The organism is Roseicella aerolata (genome assembly GCF_020523605.1).
Classification (GTDB): Bacteria; Pseudomonadota; Alphaproteobacteria; order Acetobacterales; family Acetobacteraceae; genus Paracraurococcus; species Paracraurococcus aerolatus.
This window is the reverse complement of record NZ_JAJAQI010000002.1, coordinates 52,374-71,410: the sequence shown is the minus strand read 5'-3', so window position 1 is coordinate 71,410 and position 19,037 is coordinate 52,374. Positions and strand designations below refer to the sequence as shown.

18 protein-coding genes are annotated in these 19,037 nt (G+C 72.8%); 8 read left to right on the top strand and 10 right to left on the bottom strand.

All coding sequences use genetic code 11. The annotated features are described in order from the left end of the window. Positions 1–3: 3 nt before the first annotated feature. From LHA35_RS01610 to LHA35_RS01580, 7 genes are all read right to left on the bottom strand, one after another. Entirely contained in the window at positions 4–591 is a 588-nt protein-coding gene (locus LHA35_RS01610) for a Maf family nucleotide pyrophosphatase (RefSeq protein WP_226603638.1), read from the bottom strand. 132 nt (positions 592–723) lie between these two features. Further along, a complete protein-coding gene (gene infA / locus LHA35_RS01605) occupies positions 724–942 on the bottom strand; it encodes a translation initiation factor IF-1 (RefSeq protein WP_111471402.1) in 219 nt (72 codons plus the stop codon). Between the two features lie 220 nt (positions 943–1,162). Beyond that, positions 1,163–2,452 carry a histidinol dehydrogenase gene (gene hisD, locus LHA35_RS01600; protein WP_226603636.1) on the bottom strand — a complete coding sequence of 430 codons (1,290 nt, stop codon included), beginning with the start codon at positions 2,450–2,452 and terminating at the stop codon, positions 1,163–1,165. Further along, complete coding sequence (gene hisG, locus LHA35_RS01595) at positions 2,449–3,150, bottom strand: ATP phosphoribosyltransferase (protein ID WP_226603635.1); 702 nt, start codon at positions 3,148–3,150, stop codon at positions 2,449–2,451. Before hisG ends, hisD begins: the two co-directional genes overlap by 4 nt. A 48-nt stretch (positions 3,151–3,198) precedes the next feature. Further along, the gene (gene murA, locus LHA35_RS01590) at positions 3,199–4,458 is read right to left on the bottom strand and encodes a UDP-N-acetylglucosamine 1-carboxyvinyltransferase (RefSeq protein ID WP_226603633.1); all 1,260 of its coding nucleotides are present in this window, start codon (positions 4,456–4,458) and stop codon (positions 3,199–3,201) included. Between the two features lie 11 nt (positions 4,459–4,469). Further along, positions 4,470–5,024, bottom strand: coding sequence for a dCTP deaminase (dcd, locus tag LHA35_RS01585; protein ID WP_226603631.1), 555 nt, complete (start codon positions 5,022–5,024; stop codon positions 4,470–4,472). A gap of 165 nt (positions 5,025–5,189) precedes the next feature. Next, positions 5,190–5,372: a hypothetical protein gene (locus LHA35_RS01580; RefSeq protein ID WP_226603628.1), complete on the bottom strand. Its 183-nt coding sequence runs from the start codon at positions 5,370–5,372 to the stop codon at positions 5,190–5,192. 152 nt (positions 5,373–5,524) lie between these two features. Here LHA35_RS01580 and LHA35_RS01575 point away from each other — a divergent pair, with 152 nt between their 5' ends. The 7 genes from LHA35_RS01575 (at position 5,525) to LHA35_RS01545 (ending at position 10,817) form a co-directional block, all read left to right on the top strand. After that, a complete protein-coding gene (locus LHA35_RS01575; protein WP_226603626.1) occupies positions 5,525–6,280 on the top strand; it encodes a 2-oxo acid dehydrogenase subunit E2 in 756 nt (251 codons plus the stop codon). A 232-nt stretch (positions 6,281–6,512) separates the two neighbouring features. Further along, positions 6,513–6,806 carry an AtpZ/AtpI family protein gene (locus LHA35_RS01570; RefSeq protein ID WP_226603624.1) on the top strand — a complete coding sequence of 98 codons (294 nt, stop codon included), beginning with the start codon at positions 6,513–6,515 and terminating at the stop codon, positions 6,804–6,806. Between the two features lie 57 nt (positions 6,807–6,863). Further along, on the top strand, positions 6,864–7,619 hold the full coding sequence (locus LHA35_RS01565; RefSeq protein WP_226603623.1) for a F0F1 ATP synthase subunit A: 756 nt from the start codon (positions 6,864–6,866) through the stop codon (positions 7,617–7,619). A 43-nt stretch (positions 7,620–7,662) separates the two neighbouring features. Continuing rightward, positions 7,663–7,887, top strand: coding sequence for an ATP synthase subunit C family protein (locus LHA35_RS01560; protein WP_132284027.1), 225 nt, complete (start codon positions 7,663–7,665; stop codon positions 7,885–7,887). A gap of 70 nt (positions 7,888–7,957) precedes the next feature. Continuing rightward, the gene (locus tag LHA35_RS01555) at positions 7,958–8,566 is read left to right on the top strand and encodes a F0F1 ATP synthase subunit B family protein (RefSeq protein WP_226603622.1); all 609 of its coding nucleotides are present in this window, start codon (positions 7,958–7,960) and stop codon (positions 8,564–8,566) included. Next, positions 8,566–9,069 carry a F0F1 ATP synthase subunit B family protein gene (locus tag LHA35_RS01550; protein WP_226603620.1) on the top strand — a complete coding sequence of 168 codons (504 nt, stop codon included), beginning with the start codon at positions 8,566–8,568 and terminating at the stop codon, positions 9,067–9,069. Before LHA35_RS01555 ends, LHA35_RS01550 begins: the two co-directional genes overlap by 1 nt. A gap of 161 nt (positions 9,070–9,230) precedes the next feature. After that, a complete protein-coding gene (locus LHA35_RS01545; protein WP_226603619.1) occupies positions 9,231–10,817 on the top strand; it encodes an ABC transporter substrate-binding protein in 1,587 nt (528 codons plus the stop codon). Between the two features lie 113 nt (positions 10,818–10,930). On the opposite strand, the gene LHA35_RS01540 is transcribed toward LHA35_RS01545, so the two are convergent. Then, a complete protein-coding gene (locus LHA35_RS01540; RefSeq protein ID WP_226603618.1) occupies positions 10,931–12,022 on the bottom strand; it encodes a TRAP transporter substrate-binding protein in 1,092 nt (363 codons plus the stop codon). 76 nt (positions 12,023–12,098) lie between these two features. After that, positions 12,099–13,976: an ABC transporter ATP-binding protein gene (locus tag LHA35_RS01535; RefSeq protein ID WP_226603617.1), complete on the bottom strand. Its 1,878-nt coding sequence runs from the start codon at positions 13,974–13,976 to the stop codon at positions 12,099–12,101. A 142-nt stretch (positions 13,977–14,118) separates the two neighbouring features. Between LHA35_RS01535 and LHA35_RS01530 the strand changes: the two genes are divergently transcribed. Continuing rightward, positions 14,119–14,316: a hypothetical protein gene (locus LHA35_RS01530; protein WP_226603616.1), complete on the top strand. Its 198-nt coding sequence runs from the start codon at positions 14,119–14,121 to the stop codon at positions 14,314–14,316. Between the two features lie 111 nt (positions 14,317–14,427). On the opposite strand, the gene LHA35_RS01525 is transcribed toward LHA35_RS01530, so the two are convergent. Then, positions 14,428–18,978, bottom strand: coding sequence for an AAA family ATPase (locus LHA35_RS01525; RefSeq protein WP_456316071.1), 4,551 nt, complete (start codon positions 18,976–18,978; stop codon positions 14,428–14,430). Positions 18,979–19,037: the final 59 nt, after the last annotated feature.

Below are 19,037 nucleotides of genomic sequence, written 5' to 3'. Positions count from 1 at the left end.
ATCCTATGGCCGGAGCCACCCCACGCCTCGCAGCAATTGCGCCGTCTCGAACAGCGGCAGCCCGATCACGTTGGAATGGGACCCCGAGAGGAAGCGCACGAAGACCTCGGCGCGGCCCTGGATGGCATAGCCGCCGGCCTTCCCCTGCCATTCGCCACCGGCGAGGTAGTCGGCGATCTGCGCCTCGGTCAGGCGCTGGAAGGTGACGATGGTATCCACCAGGCGGGAGAGTGCCTTCCCCTCCGGCGTCAGCAGTACGACGCCGGTATAGACATGGTGGCGGCGGCCGGAGAGCAGATCCAGGCAGCGCCGCGCCTCCACCTCGGTCTCCGCCTTGGGCAGGATGCGCCGCCCGACGCCGACGACGGTATCGGCCGCCAGCACCAGCGCGCCGGGGGCCAGGGCCGCGGCGGCGGCGGCCTTCTCGGCAGCGAGGCGCGCGGCGAGGAGCCGCGGCAGCTCGGCCTTCCGCGGGGTCTCGTCGGTGTCGGTGGGCAGGACGCGGTCGGGGACCACCCCGATCCGGGCCAGCAGGTCGCGCCGCCGCGGGCTGGCCGAGGCCAGCACCAGGGGCGGTCGTTCGGCATTCATCTTATCGAGCCTCAATCGCCGGCGCCGCCTCCGGCGGCCTGGCTGCGCGGCATGGGCCGCGGGCCGCCGTCGCGGCCTCAGCCGCCTGCGGCGGCTGCCAGTCGGGGCTGGCGTCCCTGAGTGCCAAGGCCCCTACTTGAAGCGGAAGGTGATGCGGCCCTTGGTCAGGTCGTAGGGCGTCATCTCGACATTCACGCGGTCGCCGGCCAGCACGCGGATGCGGTTCTTGCGCATCTTCCCGCTGGTATGGGCCAGCACCATGTGCTCGTTGTCCAGCTTCACCCGGAACATCGCGTTCGGCAGCAGCTCCACGACGGTGCCGCTGAACTCGATCATATCCTCTTTTGACATTCGGAACCCTTCTGCGTCGCGCCGCGTCTGCCCGCCCTCACGGGTGCGGGGCACGGCGCGGAAATCCTGGATGGCCCGGTCCATGGCGGAACGCCGCCACGCGAGCCTGCGCGGCGCGGGCAGCGCCTGGGGTCACGAAGCGGGAATGCCAGGGGCTTGACCGGCGGGCCGCAACATGGCGGGGCGGGGGGGCCGGGTCAAGGATGGCGGGTTCCGCGGGTCACCCCAGCCGCAGCGCGACGCTCCGGCCATGCGCCTGCAGCCCCTCGGCCTCGGCCAGCGCCACGGCGGCGGGGCCGACGGCCTTCAACCCGGCCTCGCTCGCCTCCACCCAGGTGGTCCGCTTCAGGAAGTCGAAGACCGAGAGGCCGGAGGCGAAGCGGGCGGTGCGGCCGGTCGGCAGCACATGGTTCGGGCCGGCGACATAATCCCCGATCGCCTCCGGGCAGAAACGGCCGAGGAAGGCGGCGCCGGCATGGCGGACCCTCGCCATCGCGGCCCGCGGATCGGGCAGCATGAGCTGCAGGTGCTCCGGCGCCAAGCGGTTGGTCAGGGCATAGGCCGCCTCCCAGTCCGGCACCAGGATCACGGCGCCGTGGCGGCGCCAGCTCTCGCCGGCGATGGCGCCGCGCGGCAGCGTCGCCAACTCGGCTTCGACCGCCGCGGCGACGGCGGCCCCGAACCCTGCATCGTCGGTGATCAGGATGGCCTGCGCGCTCTCGTCATGCTCGGCCTGGGCCAGCAGGTCCACCGCGATATGGCGCGGGTCGTTCGAGGCATCCGCCAGGATCACCACCTCGGAGGGGCCGGCGATGGAATCGATGCCGACCCGGCCGAAGACCTGCCGCTTCGCCTCCGCGACATAGGCATTGCCCGGGCCGACGATGCGGTCCACGGGGGCGATGCTCGCCGTGCCCCAGGCCAGCGCCGCGACGGCCTGGGCGCCGCCAATCCGGTAGACCTCGGTCACCCCGGCGCGTTTCGCCGCGGCGAGGACCAGCGGGTTGAGCTGCCCGCCCGGCGTCGGCACCACCATGGCGATGCGCCCGACGCCCGCCACCCGCGCCGGCAGGGCATTCATCAGCACGGAGGAGGGATAGGCCGCCTTGCCGCCCGGGACATAGAGCCCGACGGCATCGAGGGCGGTCCAGCGCATGCCGAGGGTGAGGCCCGCCGGGTCCGGCACCTCCAGGTCCCGCGGCATCTGCGCGGCGTGGAAGCGCTCGATCCGCCCGGCGGCGAGGTCGAGCGCCGCGAGCAGCCTGGGCTCGACCCCGGCGGTCGCGGCCTCGATCTCCTCGGCCGTCACCCGCAGGGCCGCGGCCCCGGCCGGCTGCCAGCCATCGAATCGGGCGGTCAGGCGCAGCAGGGCGGCGTCGCCCTCGCGCCGCACCTCGCCTATGATGTCGGCAACCGCGGCATCCACGCGCGCCGTCGTCTCCCGTGCGCTGTCGAGCAGCGACTCGAAGGCGGCGGCGAAGCCGGGATCCCGGCAGTCCAGCTTCATCATGGGGCGGCGTCCAGGGCGGCGCGGAAGCGGGCGATCCAGGCGCCGATCCGCTCCGGCTGGGTCTTCAGCGCGGTCCGGTTGACGATGAGGCGGGAGGTGACATGGGCGATCACCTCGGTCTCGACCAGCCCGTTCGCCTTCAGCGTGCTGCCGGTGGCGACCAGGTCCACGATCAGCCGCGAGAGGCCGAGCGAGGGCGCCAGTTCCATCGCGCCCGAGAGCGAGACGATCTCCGCCTGCACCCCGCGCATGGCGAAGTGGCGCCGCGTGATGTTCGGGTATTTCGTTGCGACCGTCACGCGCGACCAGCGGCTCGGGTCGTCCGTTCCCGCCGTCGCCTGCGGCTCCGCCACGCTGACGCGGCATTTGGCGATGCCCAGATCGAGCGGGGCGTAGATCTGGTCGTAGTCGAATTCCATCAGCACATCGGCGCCGCAGATGCCGATCTGCGCCGCGCCGAGCGCCACGAAGGTCGCGACATCGAAGGGTCGGACCCGGACCATGTCGAGGCTGGGATCGGAGCTTTCGAAGCGCAGCCGCCGGCTGTCCTCGTCGATCAGGTCTGCGGCCGGGGTGATGCCGGCGCGGGCGAAGACGGGGCCGAGTTCGGTGAGGATGCGGCCCTTGGGGACGGCGAGGATCAGCGGGCCGGCATCCGCCGCCACCATCGCTGAGCTGTCGGGAATCGGCAGGTCCATGGAAGAGCCTAGCACTGCGGCGGGGTGGGGGGGCGAAACACGGGCATGTCAGGCCGGCACCCGCTCGATATCGGCGCCGACCGCGGCGAGCTTCGCCTCCACCCGCTCATAGCCGCGGTCGAGGTGGTAGACGCGGTTCACGATCGTCTCGCCCTCGGCGGCAAGGCCGGCCAGCACCAGGGAAACCGAGGCGCGCAGGTCGGTCGCCATCACCGGCGCGCCCGAGAGCTTCGGCACCCCGCGGACGATGGCGGAATGGCCGTGGTAGTTGATGCGCGCGCCCATGCGCATCAGTTCGGGGACGTGCATGAAACGGTTCTCGAAGATCGTCTCGGTGATCATCGAGGCGCCCTCGGCGACGCACATCAGCGCCATGAACTGCGCCTGCATGTCGGTGGCGAAGCCGGGGAAGGGTTCGGTCATCACATCGACGCCCGAGAGGCCGTTCATGCGGGAGACCCGCAGCCCCTCCGGCCGCTCGGTCACCTCCACCCCCGCCTCGCGCAGGATGCGGGCCGTGGCGCCGAGATGGTCGAGCCGCGCCCCCTCCAGCAGCACCTTGCCGCCGGTGATGGCGGCGGCGATGGCATAGGTCCCGGCCTCGATCCGGTCCGGCACCACGCGATGCGACGCGCCAGTGAGCGTCTTCGTGCCCTCGATGCGCAGCCGGTCGGTGCCGATGCCCTCGATCCGCGCGCCCATGCGCATCAGGCATTCCGCGAGGTCGCCGATCTCCGGCTCCCGCGCCGCATTGACCAGCTCGGTCTCGCCATCCGCGAGGCAGGCGGCCATCAGCAGGTTCTCGGTGGCGCCCACCGAGACCTGCGGGAAGATGATGCGGGCGCCCTTCAGGCCGCGCGATGCCTTGGCCAGGACATAGCCGGCCTCGATCTCGATCTCCGCCCCCATCTGCTCCAGCCCCTTGAGGTGGAGATCGACCGGGCGAGTGCCGATGGCGCAGCCGCCGGGCAGCGAGACCTTCGCCTCCCCGAAGCGGGCCAGCAGCGGGCCGAGGACGAGGACGGAGGCGCGCATCTTGCGCACCAGGTCATAGGGCGCCTCGAGGTTGGAGGCGGCGCCCGAGAGGGTGAGGATGCGGGCCTGCTTGTCGTGCTCCACCGAAAGGCCGTGCTGGCGCAGCAGCCCGGCCATAGTGGCGATGTCGGCGAGGTCCGGGGCGTTCAGCAGGCGGAGCGGCCCGTCCGAGAGCAGGGCGGCGGCCATCAGCGGCAGGGCGGCATTCTTGGCGCCGCTGACGGGGATGCGCCCCTCCAGCGGCCGGCCGCCACGGATGCGGATGCGGTCCATGCGTGGCGTCCTTACAGCCTGGGCAGCGCGACGCCGCGCTGGTGCATGTATTTCCCCGCCCGGTCGGCGTAGCTCACATCCGGAGCCGCGGCGCCCTGCAGGAAGAGGAACTGGCAGATGCCCTCATTGGCGTAGATCCGCGCCGGCAGCGGCGTGGTGTTGCTGATCTCGATCGTCACCTGGCCTTCCCATTCCGGCTCCAGCGGGGTGACGTTCACGATCAGGCCACACCGCGCATAGGTGCTCTTGCCCAGACAGATGACCAGAACGTCGCGCGGGATGCGGAAATACTCGACCGTATGGGCGAGGGCGAAGCTGTTCGGCGGGATGATGCAGGTCGGGCCCTTGCGGGTGACGAAGCTGTCCTCGGCGAAATGCTTCGGGTCCACCAGCGCGTTGTCCACATTGGTGAAGACCTTGAACTCGTCCGCCACGCGGGCGTCGTAGCCGTAGGAGGAGAGGCCGTAGGAGATCGTGCCCTCGCGCCGCTGCGCCTCCACGAAGGGCTCGATCATGCCGTGTTCGGCCGCCATGCGGCGGATCCAGTGGTCGGGCATGATGGACATCGGCGGGTGGGCCTTCGTGTGGCGGGCGCCATGGCCCGTGCCGGCCCGGGCGCCCCGGAATTGGGCGGCCCCCTTACCCCAGCCGCCCGGCAGCGGCAACCGGAACTGCGCCTGGCCGGGGCCGGATGCCGGAGGCGCGGCCCTTGCCGGCCGCCACGCGGCGGGTCAGCCCGCCTCGCCCACGCCTTTCGACGATGCCGGCGCCGCTGGCGCCTCGACCGCCTCGCGCGCCCGGGCCTGGGCCTTGCGCCTGCGGAGATTGGCGCGCAGCGCGGCGGCCAGCCGTGCCTCGCGCTCGGCCCTGGTCTCGGCGGTGGTCTTCGGGGGCGGGGAGGGCGGCTTCTCCATGCCCGAGAGATCGGCGGCGGCGCGGCCGCCGTCAACGCCTCACCCGCTGATGATGCCGGCCGCCGATTGGTTGCGCCGCTGTGATGGAGCAGGCCCGCCTTGCCGGTGCTTGGCCGGGCGGGCCGTGACAACCGGCGGGGCGGGGAGGGGACATGAAGGGCAGGCGGATTCCACTCTCGTTGCCGCGGCGGCTGGTGACCGAGTATTCCTACGCCGCCCGCCGCAGCCCGCGCGCCACCCTCTCCGGCCGGCTCCAACTCGGGGCGGTGGCGGCGGCGCGGGCGCAGGCGCTGCCACGGCCGCCCTGGTCGGCCATCTTCGCCCGTGCCTATGCCCTGGCGGCCGAGGAGATGCCGGTGCTGCGCCGGGTCTATGTGCAGCTACCCTGGCCGCAGCTCTATGAGCTTCCCGCCAGCATCGCCTGCGTGGTGATCGAGCGGGAATGGCAGGGCGAGCCCGCGCTCTTCTTCGGCCGCATCAAGGACCCGGCGGCGATGCCGCTGGCCGAGGTCGCGGCGCGCATCCGCGCGCTCAAGACCGCGCCGGTCGGGAGCGTCCGCGACTACCGAAGGGCGCTGCGCATCGCGGCCCTGCCCTGGCCGCTGCGGCGGGTCTTGTTCTGGCTCGGCCTCAATCTCGGCCGGCAGGTGCCCAACTGGTATGGCAGCTTCGGGCTCTCGGTGCTGGGTGCGCAGGGTGTCTCCATCAGCTCCGTCATCGCGCCCTGGGCGGGCTTCCTGAATTACGGTCCCATCGGACCGGACGGCGTCGCGGAGGTGCATCTCTCCTTCGACCACCGGGTCATGGACGGCGCCGCCGGCGCGCAGGCGATCCGCGCGCTGGAGCGCATGCTGCACGGGCCGCTGCTGGCCGAGTTGCGGGCCTTGGCGCCACGCGCCGCGGCCTGACGCGGCCGGCTGGCGGAGGCGCCGACCCGCAGGGCTGCCGGGAGACGACACGGAGGTCTGAAGCGGCCGGCGCGCAATGGGGGAGGTGCCGGAAAACCCTCGCCGGCGCCACGACTTTGGTGCCACATGCAGGGCCGGAGACGGTTGTTGCGGGTCGCGCTTGCTTGACAGGTGGCGGGGGGTGCCGTAGCAGCCCGTTGCCTTCCGGCGGAGTGGCCGACGGAGGAGCGCGGTGGACAAACGGGACGGGTTCGAGGATCGGTTGCGCGAGGCCAGGGCCCGGAGGGGCCTGGACAAGGCGCAGCCCAATCGCGGTTCGCTTCCCGGAGGGTCCTGGGGCATCGGATTTCGCGCCGGTGTCGAGGTGGTCTCGGCCCTCGTGGTCGGCATCTTCCTCGGCTGGCTGCTGGACCGCTGGCTCGGGACCTGGCCCTGGCTCTTCCTTGTCTTCTTCGTCGTGGGTGGTGTCGCCGGGGTGATGAACGTCTATCGGCTGTTCAACCCGCGCCGCGGCGCCGGCGGATGACCGCCGCCCCGGGGCCGTGTCCCCGGGCGTGGCAATAACGGGTGCTGGGAGCCGACTGTGGCCGCCGAAGGCAAGACGATCGACGCGCTGAGCCAGTTCGAGCTGACGCCGGTTCTGGGCATTGTCGGCAATTCGGTGGGCTTCAGCCAGTCCACCGCGCATATGCTGCTGGCCGTCGGCCTGATCACCGCGCTGATGATGTATGGCATGGCGCACCGCGCCGTCGTGCCGGGGCGCCTGCAGGCGCTGGCCGAGAGCGCCTATGAGTTCGTGCATAACCTGGTGACCGAGCAGGTCGGCGACGAGGGGCGGCGGTTCTTCCCCTTCGTCTTCTCCCTGTTCATGTTCATCCTGTTCGGCAACCTGCTGGGGCTGTTCCCTTACGCCTTCACCTTCACCAGCCACATCGCCGTCACCTTCGGGCTGGCCGCGATCGTGTTCGTGCTGATCACGGTGGTGGCGCTGGCGATCCATGGCAGGAAGTTCTTCGGCTACTTCTTCCCGGAGGGCGCGCCGGTCTGGCTGGCGCCGATCATCGTGCCGGTCGAGATCGTGTCCTACCTCTCGCGGCCGGTCAGCCTCTCCATCCGTCTTTTCGCCAACATGGTCGCGGGCCACGTGATGCTGAAGGTCTTCGCCACCTTCGTCATCCTGCTCGGCGGCCTGGGCGTGGTCGGCCCCTTCGTGGCGGTGCTGCCGCTCGCCCTGAACATCGCACTGGTCGGGTTCGAACTCCTGGTCGCCTTCCTGCAGGCCTATGTGTTCGCCATCCTGACCTGCATCTACCTGCACGACGCCGTGCACCTGCACTGAGCGATCTGTAGAAACCTCCACCAGAAACGGAAGGATCTCTCCCATGGACGTGGCTGCCGCGAAGGCCCTCGGGGCCGGCATCGCCGTGATCGCGCTGTTCGGCGTTGGCCTCGGCATCGGCAACATCTTCTCCTCGCTGATCACCAGCGTGGCCCGCAACCCGGGCGCCCGTGACGCCGTCTTCCCGATCGGCATCCTGGGCTTCGCGCTGACCGAGGCGGTGGCGCTCTTCGCGCTGCTGATCGCCTTCCTCATCCTGTTCGCCTGAGATCGCGCCGGGCGCGGCCGGCTTGCGGCCACCGCGCCCACGCATCCATCCGGGCGGTAGGAGACATCGCGTGAAGCCTCGGGTTCTCATTGCCGCAGCCCTGGCCGGGCTGGCGGCCCCCTGCATGGCGCTCGCGGCATCGACCGGCACGGTGCCGGTGGAAGGGATGCCGCAGCTCGCCTTCGGCCATCCCGAGCAGGGCCGCTTCCTGGTCGCCAATGTCGTCTGGCTGCTGATCATCTTCGGCGTCCTCTACTTCGTGATGGCGCAGTACGCGCTGCCGCGGGTCGAGAGCGTGCTGGCCGAGCGGCGCGCGCGGATCGAGGGCGACCTCGAGCAGGCGCAGGCCGCGAAGCAGCAGGCGGATGCCGCGCTGTCCGAGCACCAGGCCGCGACCGCCAGGGCGCGTGCCGAGGCGCAGGCGGCGATCGCCGCCGCGACGCAGCAGGCGCAGGCTGAGGCCTCGGCCAAGGCCGAGGCACTCAATGCCCGGCTGAACGCCCAGATCGAGGAAGCGGAGCGCCGCATCGCGGCGTCCCGTGACCAGGCCATGTCGGCGCTGCGCACCGTCGCGGCCGATGCGGCCGAGGCGCTGGTCGCGCGCCTGACCGGCGGCGCCGACCGTGCCGTGGTCGAGCGGGCGGTCGGGTCGGAACTGGCAGCGCGGGGGCGGGTCTGATGCACAGCTACGAGCATTTCTGGCTCGACCCCAAATTCTGGGTCGCCGCCAGCTTCGTCCTCTTCCTGCTGCTGGTGGGCCGCAAGGCCTGGGCCCAGGCGGTTCGCATGCTGGATCGCCGCGGGGAGCGCGTGCGCTCCGAACTGGCGGAGGCGGCGCGGCTGCGCGAGGAGGCGGAGGCCATGCTGCGGCAGGCCGATGCCGACCGCAAGGCGGCGCTGGCCGAGGCGGAGGCGCTGCTCGCCCGCGCCCGGGCCGAGGCGGCGCGCGTCGCCGAGTCCTCCGCGACCGAAGCGGAAGCGGCGGCGAAGCGGCGCGAGCGCATGGCAATGGACCGCATCGCGGCGGCGGAAGCCAGCGCGGTCGCGGAGGTGCGGGAGGCGGCGGCGGAGATCGCCACCGCCGCGGCGCGCAATGTCATCGCCGAGCGCATCACGGCCGATGCGGATGCCGCGCTGATCGACCGTGCGGTCGCCGACCTGCCGCGCGCGCTGCGCGCCTGACGCCAGGGCGAAGCTGCGCCCCGGCATCGGCCGGGAGAAGGAACGGGGGCCCTGCGGCCCCCGTTTTCGTTTGTGGCGCGCATCACGCCGGACGGCCATTCCACCCGGCGCGCCGTCGGGTTAACGTCCCGCATCGCGAATGTGCTGGGAGACAACGAGTTATGCGCCGCCTCGCCCTTGCCGCCACGCTGCTGTGCGGCACCGCGCTTGCCACCGCCGCGCCCGCCGGCGCCCAGGTCTTCCGCTGGGCCAATGACGGCGACGTCAACTCCATGGACCCCTATACCCGGCAGGAAACCTTCCTGCTGTCCTTCAACGCCAATATCTACGAGCCGCTGGTGCGGCGGAACCGGCAGATGGAGCCGGAGCCGGCGCTGGCCGAGCGCTGGGAGCAGCCCTCGCCGACCGTCTGGCGCTTCCACCTGCGCCGCGGCGTGAAGTTCACCGACGGCACGCCCTTCACCGCCGAGGACGTGGTCTTCAGCGCCGAGCGCGTGCGCGGGCCCGGCAGCCAGATGAACTCGGTGCTCGCCTCGGTGAAGGAAGTCCGCAAGATCGACGACCATACGGTGGAGTTCGAGACCCGCGTCCCCAACCCGATCCTGATCCAGGAGATCACCAATTGGGGCATCATGTCCAAGGCCTGGGCGGAGAAGAACAACGCCGTCCGGCCGACCGACCTGACGACGCGCGAGGAGAATTTCGCCACCCGCAACGCCATGGGCACCGGCCCCTTCCGCCTGGTCAGCCGCGAGCCTGACCGCAGGACGGTGCTGGAGCGGAACCCGGACTGGTGGGACCGGCCGACCCACAATGTGGAGCGGGCGGAGCTCAACATCATCGCCAACGACGCGACGCGCGTGGCCGCCCTGCTCTCGGGCGAGGTGAACTTCGTCTATACCGTGCCGCCGCAGGATGTGGAGCGCATCCGCCGCACGCCGGGCGTGCAGATCATCCAGGGGCCGGAACTGCGGACGATCTATTTCGGCATGGACCAGAGCCGGCCGGAACTGCTGAAGAGCGACGTGAAGGGCAAGAACCCGTTCCAGGACGTCCGCGTGCGCCGGGCCATGCAGCTCGCCATCGATGCCAACGCCATCCAGCGCACCGTCATGCGCGGCCAGTCCCGCCCCACCAACCTGATCTACGGCCCCGGCGTGAATGGCTTCCGCGAGGAGGATGACAAGCGCCCGGCCGTCGACCTCGAGCAGGCGAAGAAGCTGCTGGCCGAGGCCGGCTACCCGAATGGCTTCGGTGTCACGCTTGATTGCCCGAACGACCGCTATGTGAATGACGAGGCGATCTGCACCGCGACCGTGGCGATGCTGGCGCGCATCGGCATCCGCGTGAACCTGGTCGCCCAGACCCGTGCCCGCTACTTCGCCGAGATCAACAGCCCGCGCTACAACACCAGCTTCTATCTGCTAGGTTGGACGCCGACGACCTCGGACGCCCACAATGCGCTGTTCAACCTCGCCGGCACCCGGGATGGCACGCGCGGCGTCTTCAACAACGGCGGCTATTCGAACGCCGCGGTGGACAGGCTGATCGAGCAGATCGCGGTGGAGACCGACCGGGCGAAGCGCCAGCAATTCATCAGCCAGGCAAGCCGGATCCTGCAGGAGGAGGTCGCCTATATCCCGCTGCACCAGCAGCAGATCGTCTGGGCGACGCGGCAGGGCTACGAGGTGGCGCAGACCGCCGACAACTACTTCCAGCTCCGGCACGTGCGCGTCCCGGCGCGCTGAGCCGCGGCAGGGTATAAGCGGGGGCCGCCGGGGTATCCCCCGGCGGCCCTTTGCTGCCTTCCGGCCTGCGCCGGGGGACATGGAGGCGCGGCAGGCGCCGCGCCGCCCGCCGCTCAGCGCTGCGCGGTCGCGACCGCGAGGAAATTGCCGAGGCTGTCCTCCGCCACCCGCAGCCACTGCGTCTGCTCGATCCGGTAGGCGTCCCACTTCTCGTGCAGCCGCTTGAAGCGGGCATTGCCGGCGCCGACCTCGGCATAGAATTCCTGCGTCGCGCGGTAGCAGGCCTGCATGACCTCGCGCGGGAAGCCGCGGAGCTGCGTGCCGGAGGCGAGGAGCCGCCGCATGGCCGGCGGGTTCACCACGTCGTAGCGCGCCGCCATCCAGTGCCAGGCTTCGGCGCAGGCGGACTCCAGCACCGCCTTGTACTGCGCCGGCAGCGCCTCCCAGGCGCGGGCATTCACCATCAAGTCGATGGAAGGCGAATATTCCCACCAGCCGGGGTAGTAGTAGAAGGGCGCGACGCGCTGGAAGCCCAGCTTCTCGTCGTCATAGGGGCCGACCCATTCGGCGCCGTCGATCACGCCGCGCTCCAGCGCCGGGTAGATGTCCGGCCCCCCGAGCTGCTGGGCGATGACGCCGAGCTTGCCGAGCACGTTGCCGCCGAAGCCGGCGATGCGGAATTTCAGCCCCTTCAGGTCATCGACCGTGCGGATCTCCTTGCGGAACCAGCCGCCCATCTGGGAACCGGTATTGCCTGCCGGAATGCCGACCACGCCCTGGTCGCGATAGACCTCGGCATAGAGCTCCCGCCCGCCGCCATGGGTCAGCCAGGACCAGTGCTGGCGGGAGGAGAGGCCAAAGGGCAGGCAGGTGGCCAGGGCGAGGGAGGGGTCCTTGCCCAGGTAGTAGTAGGCGCTGGTGTAGCCGGCCTCCACATTGCCGGCGCCGACCGCATCCATCACCTGCAAGGCGGGCACCACCTCGCCCGGGCCGAAGATCTGGATCTGGAAGGCGCCGTCCGTCATCTCGGACACACGCTTCGCGATGAACTCCTGCGTGCCATAGAGCGTGTCGAGCGACTTCGGGAAGCTGCCCGGGCAGCGCCAGCGGATGCGGGGCTGGGCTGAGGCGAGGTTGGGCGTGGCGAGCGTCGCGGCGCCGGCGGCGCCTGCGGCGCCGCTCGCGATCAGGCGGCGGCGGTTCATTCCTGGGTACTCTCCCTGGGGTCTGATGCCGCAGAGTGCGCGGAACCGCCGCCCCGCGCAACGGAGTGCCGCGGGCTCAGCCCCCGGCGAAAGCGCTGGTCTGCTGCCGCCAGAGCCGGGCATAGACCCCATCCCGCCGCAGCAGCCCGGCATGGGTGCCTTCCTCGGCGATCCGGCCATGCTCCAGCACCACCAGCCGGTCCATGCGGGAGAGAGTGGAGAGCCGGTGGGCGATGGCAATTACCGTCTTGCCCGCCATCAGCGTCTCCAGCTGCTCCTGGATCGCCGCCTCCACTTCCGAATCGAGCGCGCTGGTCGCCTCGTCCAGCACCAGGATCGGCGCATCCTTCAGCAGGACGCGCGTGATCGCGATGCGCTGGCGCTGCCCGCCCGAGAGCTTCACGCCGCGTTCCCCGACATGCGCGTCATACCCGATGCGCCCCCGCCAGTCCTGCAGGTCGCGGATGAAGCCATCGGCATGGGCGCGCGCCGCGGCGGCCTCGATCTCCGCCTCGCCCGCCTCCGGCCGGCCGTAGCGGATGTTGTCGCGGATGGACCGGTGCAGCAGCGCGGTATCCTGGGTGACGACGCCGATCGAGGCGCGAAGGCTCTCGAGCGTGACGCCTGCGATGTCCTGGCCGTCGATCAGGATGCGCCCCTCCTCCGGCCGGAAGAAGCCGAGCAGCAGGTTCACCAGGGTGGACTTGCCGGCGCCGGAATTCCCGACCAGGCCAATGCGCTCGCCAGGGCTGACATGCAGGTCGAGGCCCTGGATCACCCCCGTCTCCCGCCCATAGCCGAAGCGCACCCGCTCGAAGCGGATGTCTCCAAGCTGCACCCGCAGGGGCCTTGCACCGGGCGGGTCGGGCGCGGTGGGCGGCACGGCGATGCTGCCCATGCTCTCCTGCACCACGCCGAGATTCTCGAAGATCGAGGTGACGTTGAAGGCCACCCAGCCGGAGATGTTGGCGATCTGCCAGGCCATGGGCAGCGCGGTCGCCACCGCCGCGACCTCGATCTCGCCCTGTGTCCAGAGCCAGACGGCGATCGCCGCCATGCTGGTGATCATGGCGGCGTTCAGCGTGGCGAGGGCGAAGCCGTTGAAGGTGACCAGCCGCATCTGCCGCTGGAAGGCCTCGGTCAGGCTCAGCACGCCCTCGCGGATGAAGGCGTCCTCCTCCCGCGCCCTGGCGAAGAGCTTCACCGTCTGGATGTTGGTGTAGCTGTCGACGATGCGGCCCGTCAGCAGGCTGCGCTGCTCGGAAGCCTTGCGCGAGCGGTCGCGCATGCGCGGCACGAGGTAGCGCAGCAGCAGGGCATAGAGCGGGAACCAGGCCGCGACCGGCAGGGCGAGGCGCCAGTCGGTCCCCCCGAGCAGCAGCAGCGCCGCGGTGCCATAGACCAGGATGTACCAGACCGCGTTGATCACCTGCACCACGCTCTCGCGCAGCGCCGGGCCGGACTGCATGACACGGTTGGCGATGCGGCCGGCGAAATCCTCCTGGAAGAAGGGCAGGCCCTGGCGGACCACCTGCCAGTGGCTCTGCCAGCGGATCAGGCTGGTGACGTTGCCGTTGATGCCCTGCTGGGTGATCAGGTTCTGCAGCAGCAGCGCCAGCGGCCGGCCGAGCAGCACGATGGCGGCCATGCCGAGCAGCGTCGGCCAGGCCTCATCCCAGAGCCGGTCCGGCGCATGCGTCGTCAGCAGGCCGACCAGCCGGCCGATCATGGTCGGGATGGCGGCATCCATCAGCGCCACCAGCATGCCGGCGGCAAACAGCGCCAGGAACAGCGCCCGGGTCTGCCGCAGGAAATGCCAGTAGAAGCCGAGCAGCGTCCGCGGCGGCGCCGCTTCCGGCACCGGGGTGCCGAGCAGGCGGCCGGCGCGCCTGCCGGGGGGAGCCACCGGGTCGATCAGGCGTTCGAAGAAATGGAAGGGCCAGGGGGAAGGCATGCCGCAGCAACTTCCCGGCAGCACCGCGGGTCAAGCGAATGCCTGTGAACACGGCGTGACGCGGCCAGGCTTTTGCATGGATGAACCCTGCCCTCATGCCTTGCCGCCACCATGTCGCATCGGACCGTCCAGGAGTTTGCGTATGCACAATCCCCCCAAACCGGCCGACCGCACGGCGGCCATGCTCTCGGCCTGCCTGATGGAGGCGGCGCGGGGTCGGGCCCGGACGGCGGCGCATCTGAGGGTGCGCGGTCCCGGCGCCTTGCCGCTGATGCTGGCGCAGGGACTGTTCACCGCCGTCGTGGCGCTGGCGGTGCTGCGGCTGTTCCACCCGATCTAGAGAAGATCGCGGACGGGCGTGAGCGCCCGGGCGCGGGAATCTGCTCGACGATAAAGACCTGCGGCGGACTGCGTTCAGACATGACCGCAATCCGCTGCAGCAGGGCGGCGGCTACTCCGCCGCCTGCGGCCCCTCGGCCATCTCCACGGCGCGGCCGAGATCGACGCTGAGCAGCCGGCTCACCCCGCGTTCCTGCATGGTCACGCCATAGAGGCGGTGCATGCGCGCCATGGTCAGCGGATGGTGCGTCACCACCAGGAAGCGCGTGCCGCTCTCGGCGGCCATGGCGTCCAGCAGGTCGCAGAGCCGCTCGACATTCGCGTCGTCCAGCGGCGCATCCACCTCGTCCAGCACGCAGACCGGCGCCGGGTGGCAGCGGAAGACCGCGAAGATGAGCGAAAGGGCGGTCAGCGCCTGCTCGCCGCCCGAGAGCAGGGAGAGCGCCGCGAGCTTCTTCCCCGGCGGCTCGGCATAGATCTCGAGCCCTGCCTCGAGCGGGTCCTCCGATCCGACCAGCGCCAGATGCGCCCGCCCGCCGCCGAAAAGGCGGGTGAAGAGGTCGATGAACTCGGTATTGACCCGGTCGAAGATGGTCCGCAGGCGCTCCCGGCCCTCGCGGTTGATATGGCCGATCGAGCCGCGGAGCTTGGCGATGGCGGCGCCGATCTCCTCGCGCTCCCTGGTGATCTCGGCGATGCGCGCCTCAATCTCGGCCATCTCGACATCGGCGCGGAGATTGACCGGGCCCATATCCTCCCGCTCGCGCGCCAGCCGCTCCAGCTTGCGCCGGGCCTTGTCCTCGGCGGCGTCGGAGAGTTCCGCGGGTTCCGGCAACTCGGCATTCTCGCCGAGGCGCTCCAGCACGCGCTCCCGCACCGCCTCGGCCGCGGTGGTGGCCTGCCCGGCGGCGTTCTCGGCGCGCAGCTGCGCCTCGCGCGCCGCGGCGAAGGCGGCATCGGCGGCGCGGCGGGCGTCATCGGATTCGCGGCGCTCGGTCTCGGCAGCCGCGAGCGTCGCCGCGGCGGCGGCATGGGCCGCTTCCGCCTCGGCCAGCAGCGCTCCGGCCTGGCGTCGCCGGGCGGCGGCGGCCTCGGGCAGCTCGGCGAGCGCGTCACGTTCGGTGCGCGCCTCGGCCTCGCGCGCCTCCAGCGCCTCGCGCCGCGTCGCGGCATCGGCCCGGCGGGTGGCCCAGCCTTCCTGCTCCGCGGCGGCGGCGGTCCGGCGGGCGGCGACGCGCTCGCGCTCGGCGCGCAGCCCGGCCAGGCCCTCCAGCGCCGAGACCTCGCCGGCACGGGCGGCCGACAGCGCCTCGCGCGCCCGGTCCACCCCGGCCCTGATTTCGGCGAGGTCGGGCAGCGCCGCCTGGGCGTCCCGGGCGCGGGCGAGCGCGGCCTCGGCCTCTTCCGCCTCGGCGGTGATGCGGGCGAGCTGCGGCGCCAGGGCCTCGATCCGGCTCTCGGCCTGCGCGGCCTCGGCCGCGAGCCGGGCGGCCTCCCCGCGGGCCTTCTCCAGCGCGGCCTCCGCCGCGGCGCGGGCGGCGCGGGCGGCGGTCTCGGCCGCGACCGCGGCGGCGTCGCGGCCCTGCGCGGCGCGGGCCGCATCCCGCAGCGCAGTCACATCCGGCAGGGCCGCCACGGCGTCGCGGGCGGCGGCCAGTGCCGCCTCGGCCTCGCCGCGCTCGGCGGTCAGGCGCGCGAGCTGCGGCGCCAGGGCGCCCAGCCGGCTTTCGGCCTGCGCCGCGGCGGCGGCCAGGGAGGCCGCCGCGCTGCGCGTGCGCTGCAGCCCCATCTCCGCCTCGGCGCGGGCATCGCGCGCCTCCGCCTCGGCGGCAGCGGCGGCGGTCTCGGCCAGCGCCGCGGCATCGTATTCGGCAATCGCCGCTTCCGGCCCCGGCAGGGCGGCGAGCGTGGCCGCAGCCATCTCGGCGGCGGCCTCCGCCGCGGCGCACTCCTCGGCGAGGCGACGGAGCTGCGGCTCCAGCGCGGAGAGGCGGCTCTCGGCCTCGGCGGCGGCGGCGGTCAGGCGGCTGGCCTCGGCCCGCGCGGCGGCAAGCCGCGCCTCGGCCCTGCGCCGGGCCTCGCGCGCCGTGGTTTCCGCCGCGACGGCCTCGGCCTCGGCGCGCTCGGCCTCGGCGCGGGCGGTGCGGGCGGCGGCGGTCGCCTCCCGCGCCGTCGCCAGCCTGGCCTCGGCGGCGCGCAGCCGGTTGCGCTGCTGCAGCCGGACCGCCCCGGGATTCGGCGCATCGGCGCGGGCGGTATGGCCGTCCCAGCGCCAGACCGCGCCGTCCCGCGCCACCACGGCCTGACCGGGGGCGAGGGCCGCCTGCAGCGTGGCGCCATCCGCGCCCTCCGGCAGCAGCCCGATCTGGGAGAGGGCGCGGGCCAGGGCCGGTGGCGCCTCCACCAGCGTCGCAAGCGGCGTGAGGGCAGGGGGCAGGGCGGGCGGTTCGGCGAAAGGCGGCAGGATGCGCCAGTGGCGCGCCGCGGCCGGGTCGGCCGGGCTGTCCAGCGCCTCGCCCAGCGCGGCGCCGAGCGCGGCCTCCAGCCCCGGCGGGACGGAGACGGCTTCCAGCACCGGCGGCGCCTTGCTGCCGGGCTTCTCGCCGGCGGCCAGCGTCTCGCTCAGCGCCTGCACCTCGGCGGCGGCACGGGCCTCGTCGCCCTCGGCCCCGGCGGCGGCGGCGCGGGCGGTGCCATGGCCCGTTGCGGCGGCGGTGCGGGCAGCTTCGGCGGTGGTCACCGTCTCCAGCGCCGCGGCCAGTGCCGCCTCGGCGGCACCGGCCTCCGCCTGCGCGGCGGCGACGGCCTCGGCCGGCACCTGGGCGGCACGGGCGGCTTCCAGCTGCGTGGCCAGCCGCTCATGCTGCGCCCGGGCCTGGGCGGCGCGCTGGGCGGCGGCGGCCTGCTCGGCGGCGGCGCGCTCGCGCGCGGCCTCGGCATCAGCGATGCGGCGGCGGGCGGCGGCATGGGCTTCCTGTGCCGCGGCGCGGGCGGCCTCGGCGGCCTCCAGCGCGGCCCGGCGGGTGGCAAGCTCGGCCTCGGCCGCGGCGGCGGCGGCCTGCGCGGCCGCCAGCCGCTCGGCCGGAACCTGCGCGGCGAGGGCTGCCTCATGGTCCCTGGCGATGGCTGCATGCTGCGCGGCAATGCGCCCCGCGCGCTGCTCGGCCTCGGCCAGGACGGCGCGGGCACGGTTGGCCTCGGCCTCGGCGGCGGCGGCCTCGCGCCTCGCGGCGGCATGGGCTTCCTGCGCCGCGGCGCGGGCGGCTTCGGCCTCCGCCAGGCCGGTGCGAGCGGCGGAGAAACCCTGCTCGGCCGCAGCGACGGCGGCCTGCGCGGCCGCCAGCCGTTCGGGCGCCACCCGGGCGGCGAGTGCCGTCCCGTGTTCCGAGGCGAGCGCGGCGCGCTGGCCGGCCAGCCGCCGGGCGCGCTGCCCGGCCGCCTCCAGCTCGGCCGCCGCCGCATTCACCCGGGCGGCGAGGGAGGCTGCCTCCTCGGTCGCCAGATTGGCGGCGCGCTCGGCGGCGCGGGCAGCCTCGGCCGTCTCCTGCAGCGCCGCCTCGGCGGCGGCGAGGCGCTCCGGCAGGGTCCGGGCGGACTCCTCCAGCGCCTCCCGCTCCGTCTCCAGCCGGCGCTCGGCGGCGGCGGCATCGGTCTCCACGCCGCGGGCATGCGCCAGGTCGCGCTCGATCTGGGCGAGGCGTGCCTCGGCCGCCTCCAGCGCGGCGCGGGCGCGGCGCTCCTCCGCCTCCAGCCCTTCCGTCTCGACGCGCCGGCGTTCCAAGGCGGTGCGGGCCAGCCCCTCCGTCTCGCGCGGTGCCGGCAGGGCCTTCTCCGCCTCGAAGCTGCGGATGGCGGCGGCCTCCGCCTCCGCCTCGGCGCGCTTCGTCGCGGCGGAGGCGGCCTCGAAGCCGGCGCGGGCGACGGCGAGCGCCGCCTCCGCGCGGGCCTTCAGCAAGGCCAGCCATTCGGCCTCGGCCTGCCGGACCAGGCCGGAGATGTTGCGGTAGCGGTTGGCCTGCCGCGCCTGGCGTTGCAGGGAATTCCGCTGCACCTCAAGCTGCCCGAGCAGGTCCTCGGCACGGGTCAGGTTGGTCTCGGCCTGGCGGAGCTTCAGCTCGGCCTCATGCCGGCGGGCCCGCAGGCCGCTGATGCCGGCCGCCTCCTCCAGCACCTGCCGGCGTTCCTCCGGCTTGGCGCCGATCATGGCGGCGACCTTGCCCTGGCTGACCATGGCGGAGGCCCGGGCGCCGGAGCCGATATCGGCGAACATGGTCTGGACGTCGCGCGCCCGGACTTCCCGCCCGTTCACCCGGAAGCTCGATCCCTCGCCGCGGGCGATCTTGCGGACGATCTCGAGATCCGCCGCCTCGGCATTCGGCGGCGGGGCGAGGCCCTGCGCCTCCTCCAGGTAGAGCGTCACCTCCGCGAGATTCCGGCCCGGGCGGGTCGCGGTGCCGGCGAAGATGACGTCTTCCATCTCGCCGCCCCGCATGGAGCGGGCGGAGGTCTCGCCCATCGCCCAGCGCAGGGCTTCCACGACGTTGGACTTGCCGCAGCCATTCGGCCCGACGATGCCCGTCAGGCCCGGCAGGACCTCGACCGTGGTCGGCTCGGCGAAGCTCTTGAAGCCGGCGATGCGCAGCCGGGCGAGGGTGGCGCGCAGGGCGGCGCGCGCAGCCTCGCTGGCGGACGCCGCCTCCTGTCCGGGCTCGGGCGCCGTTC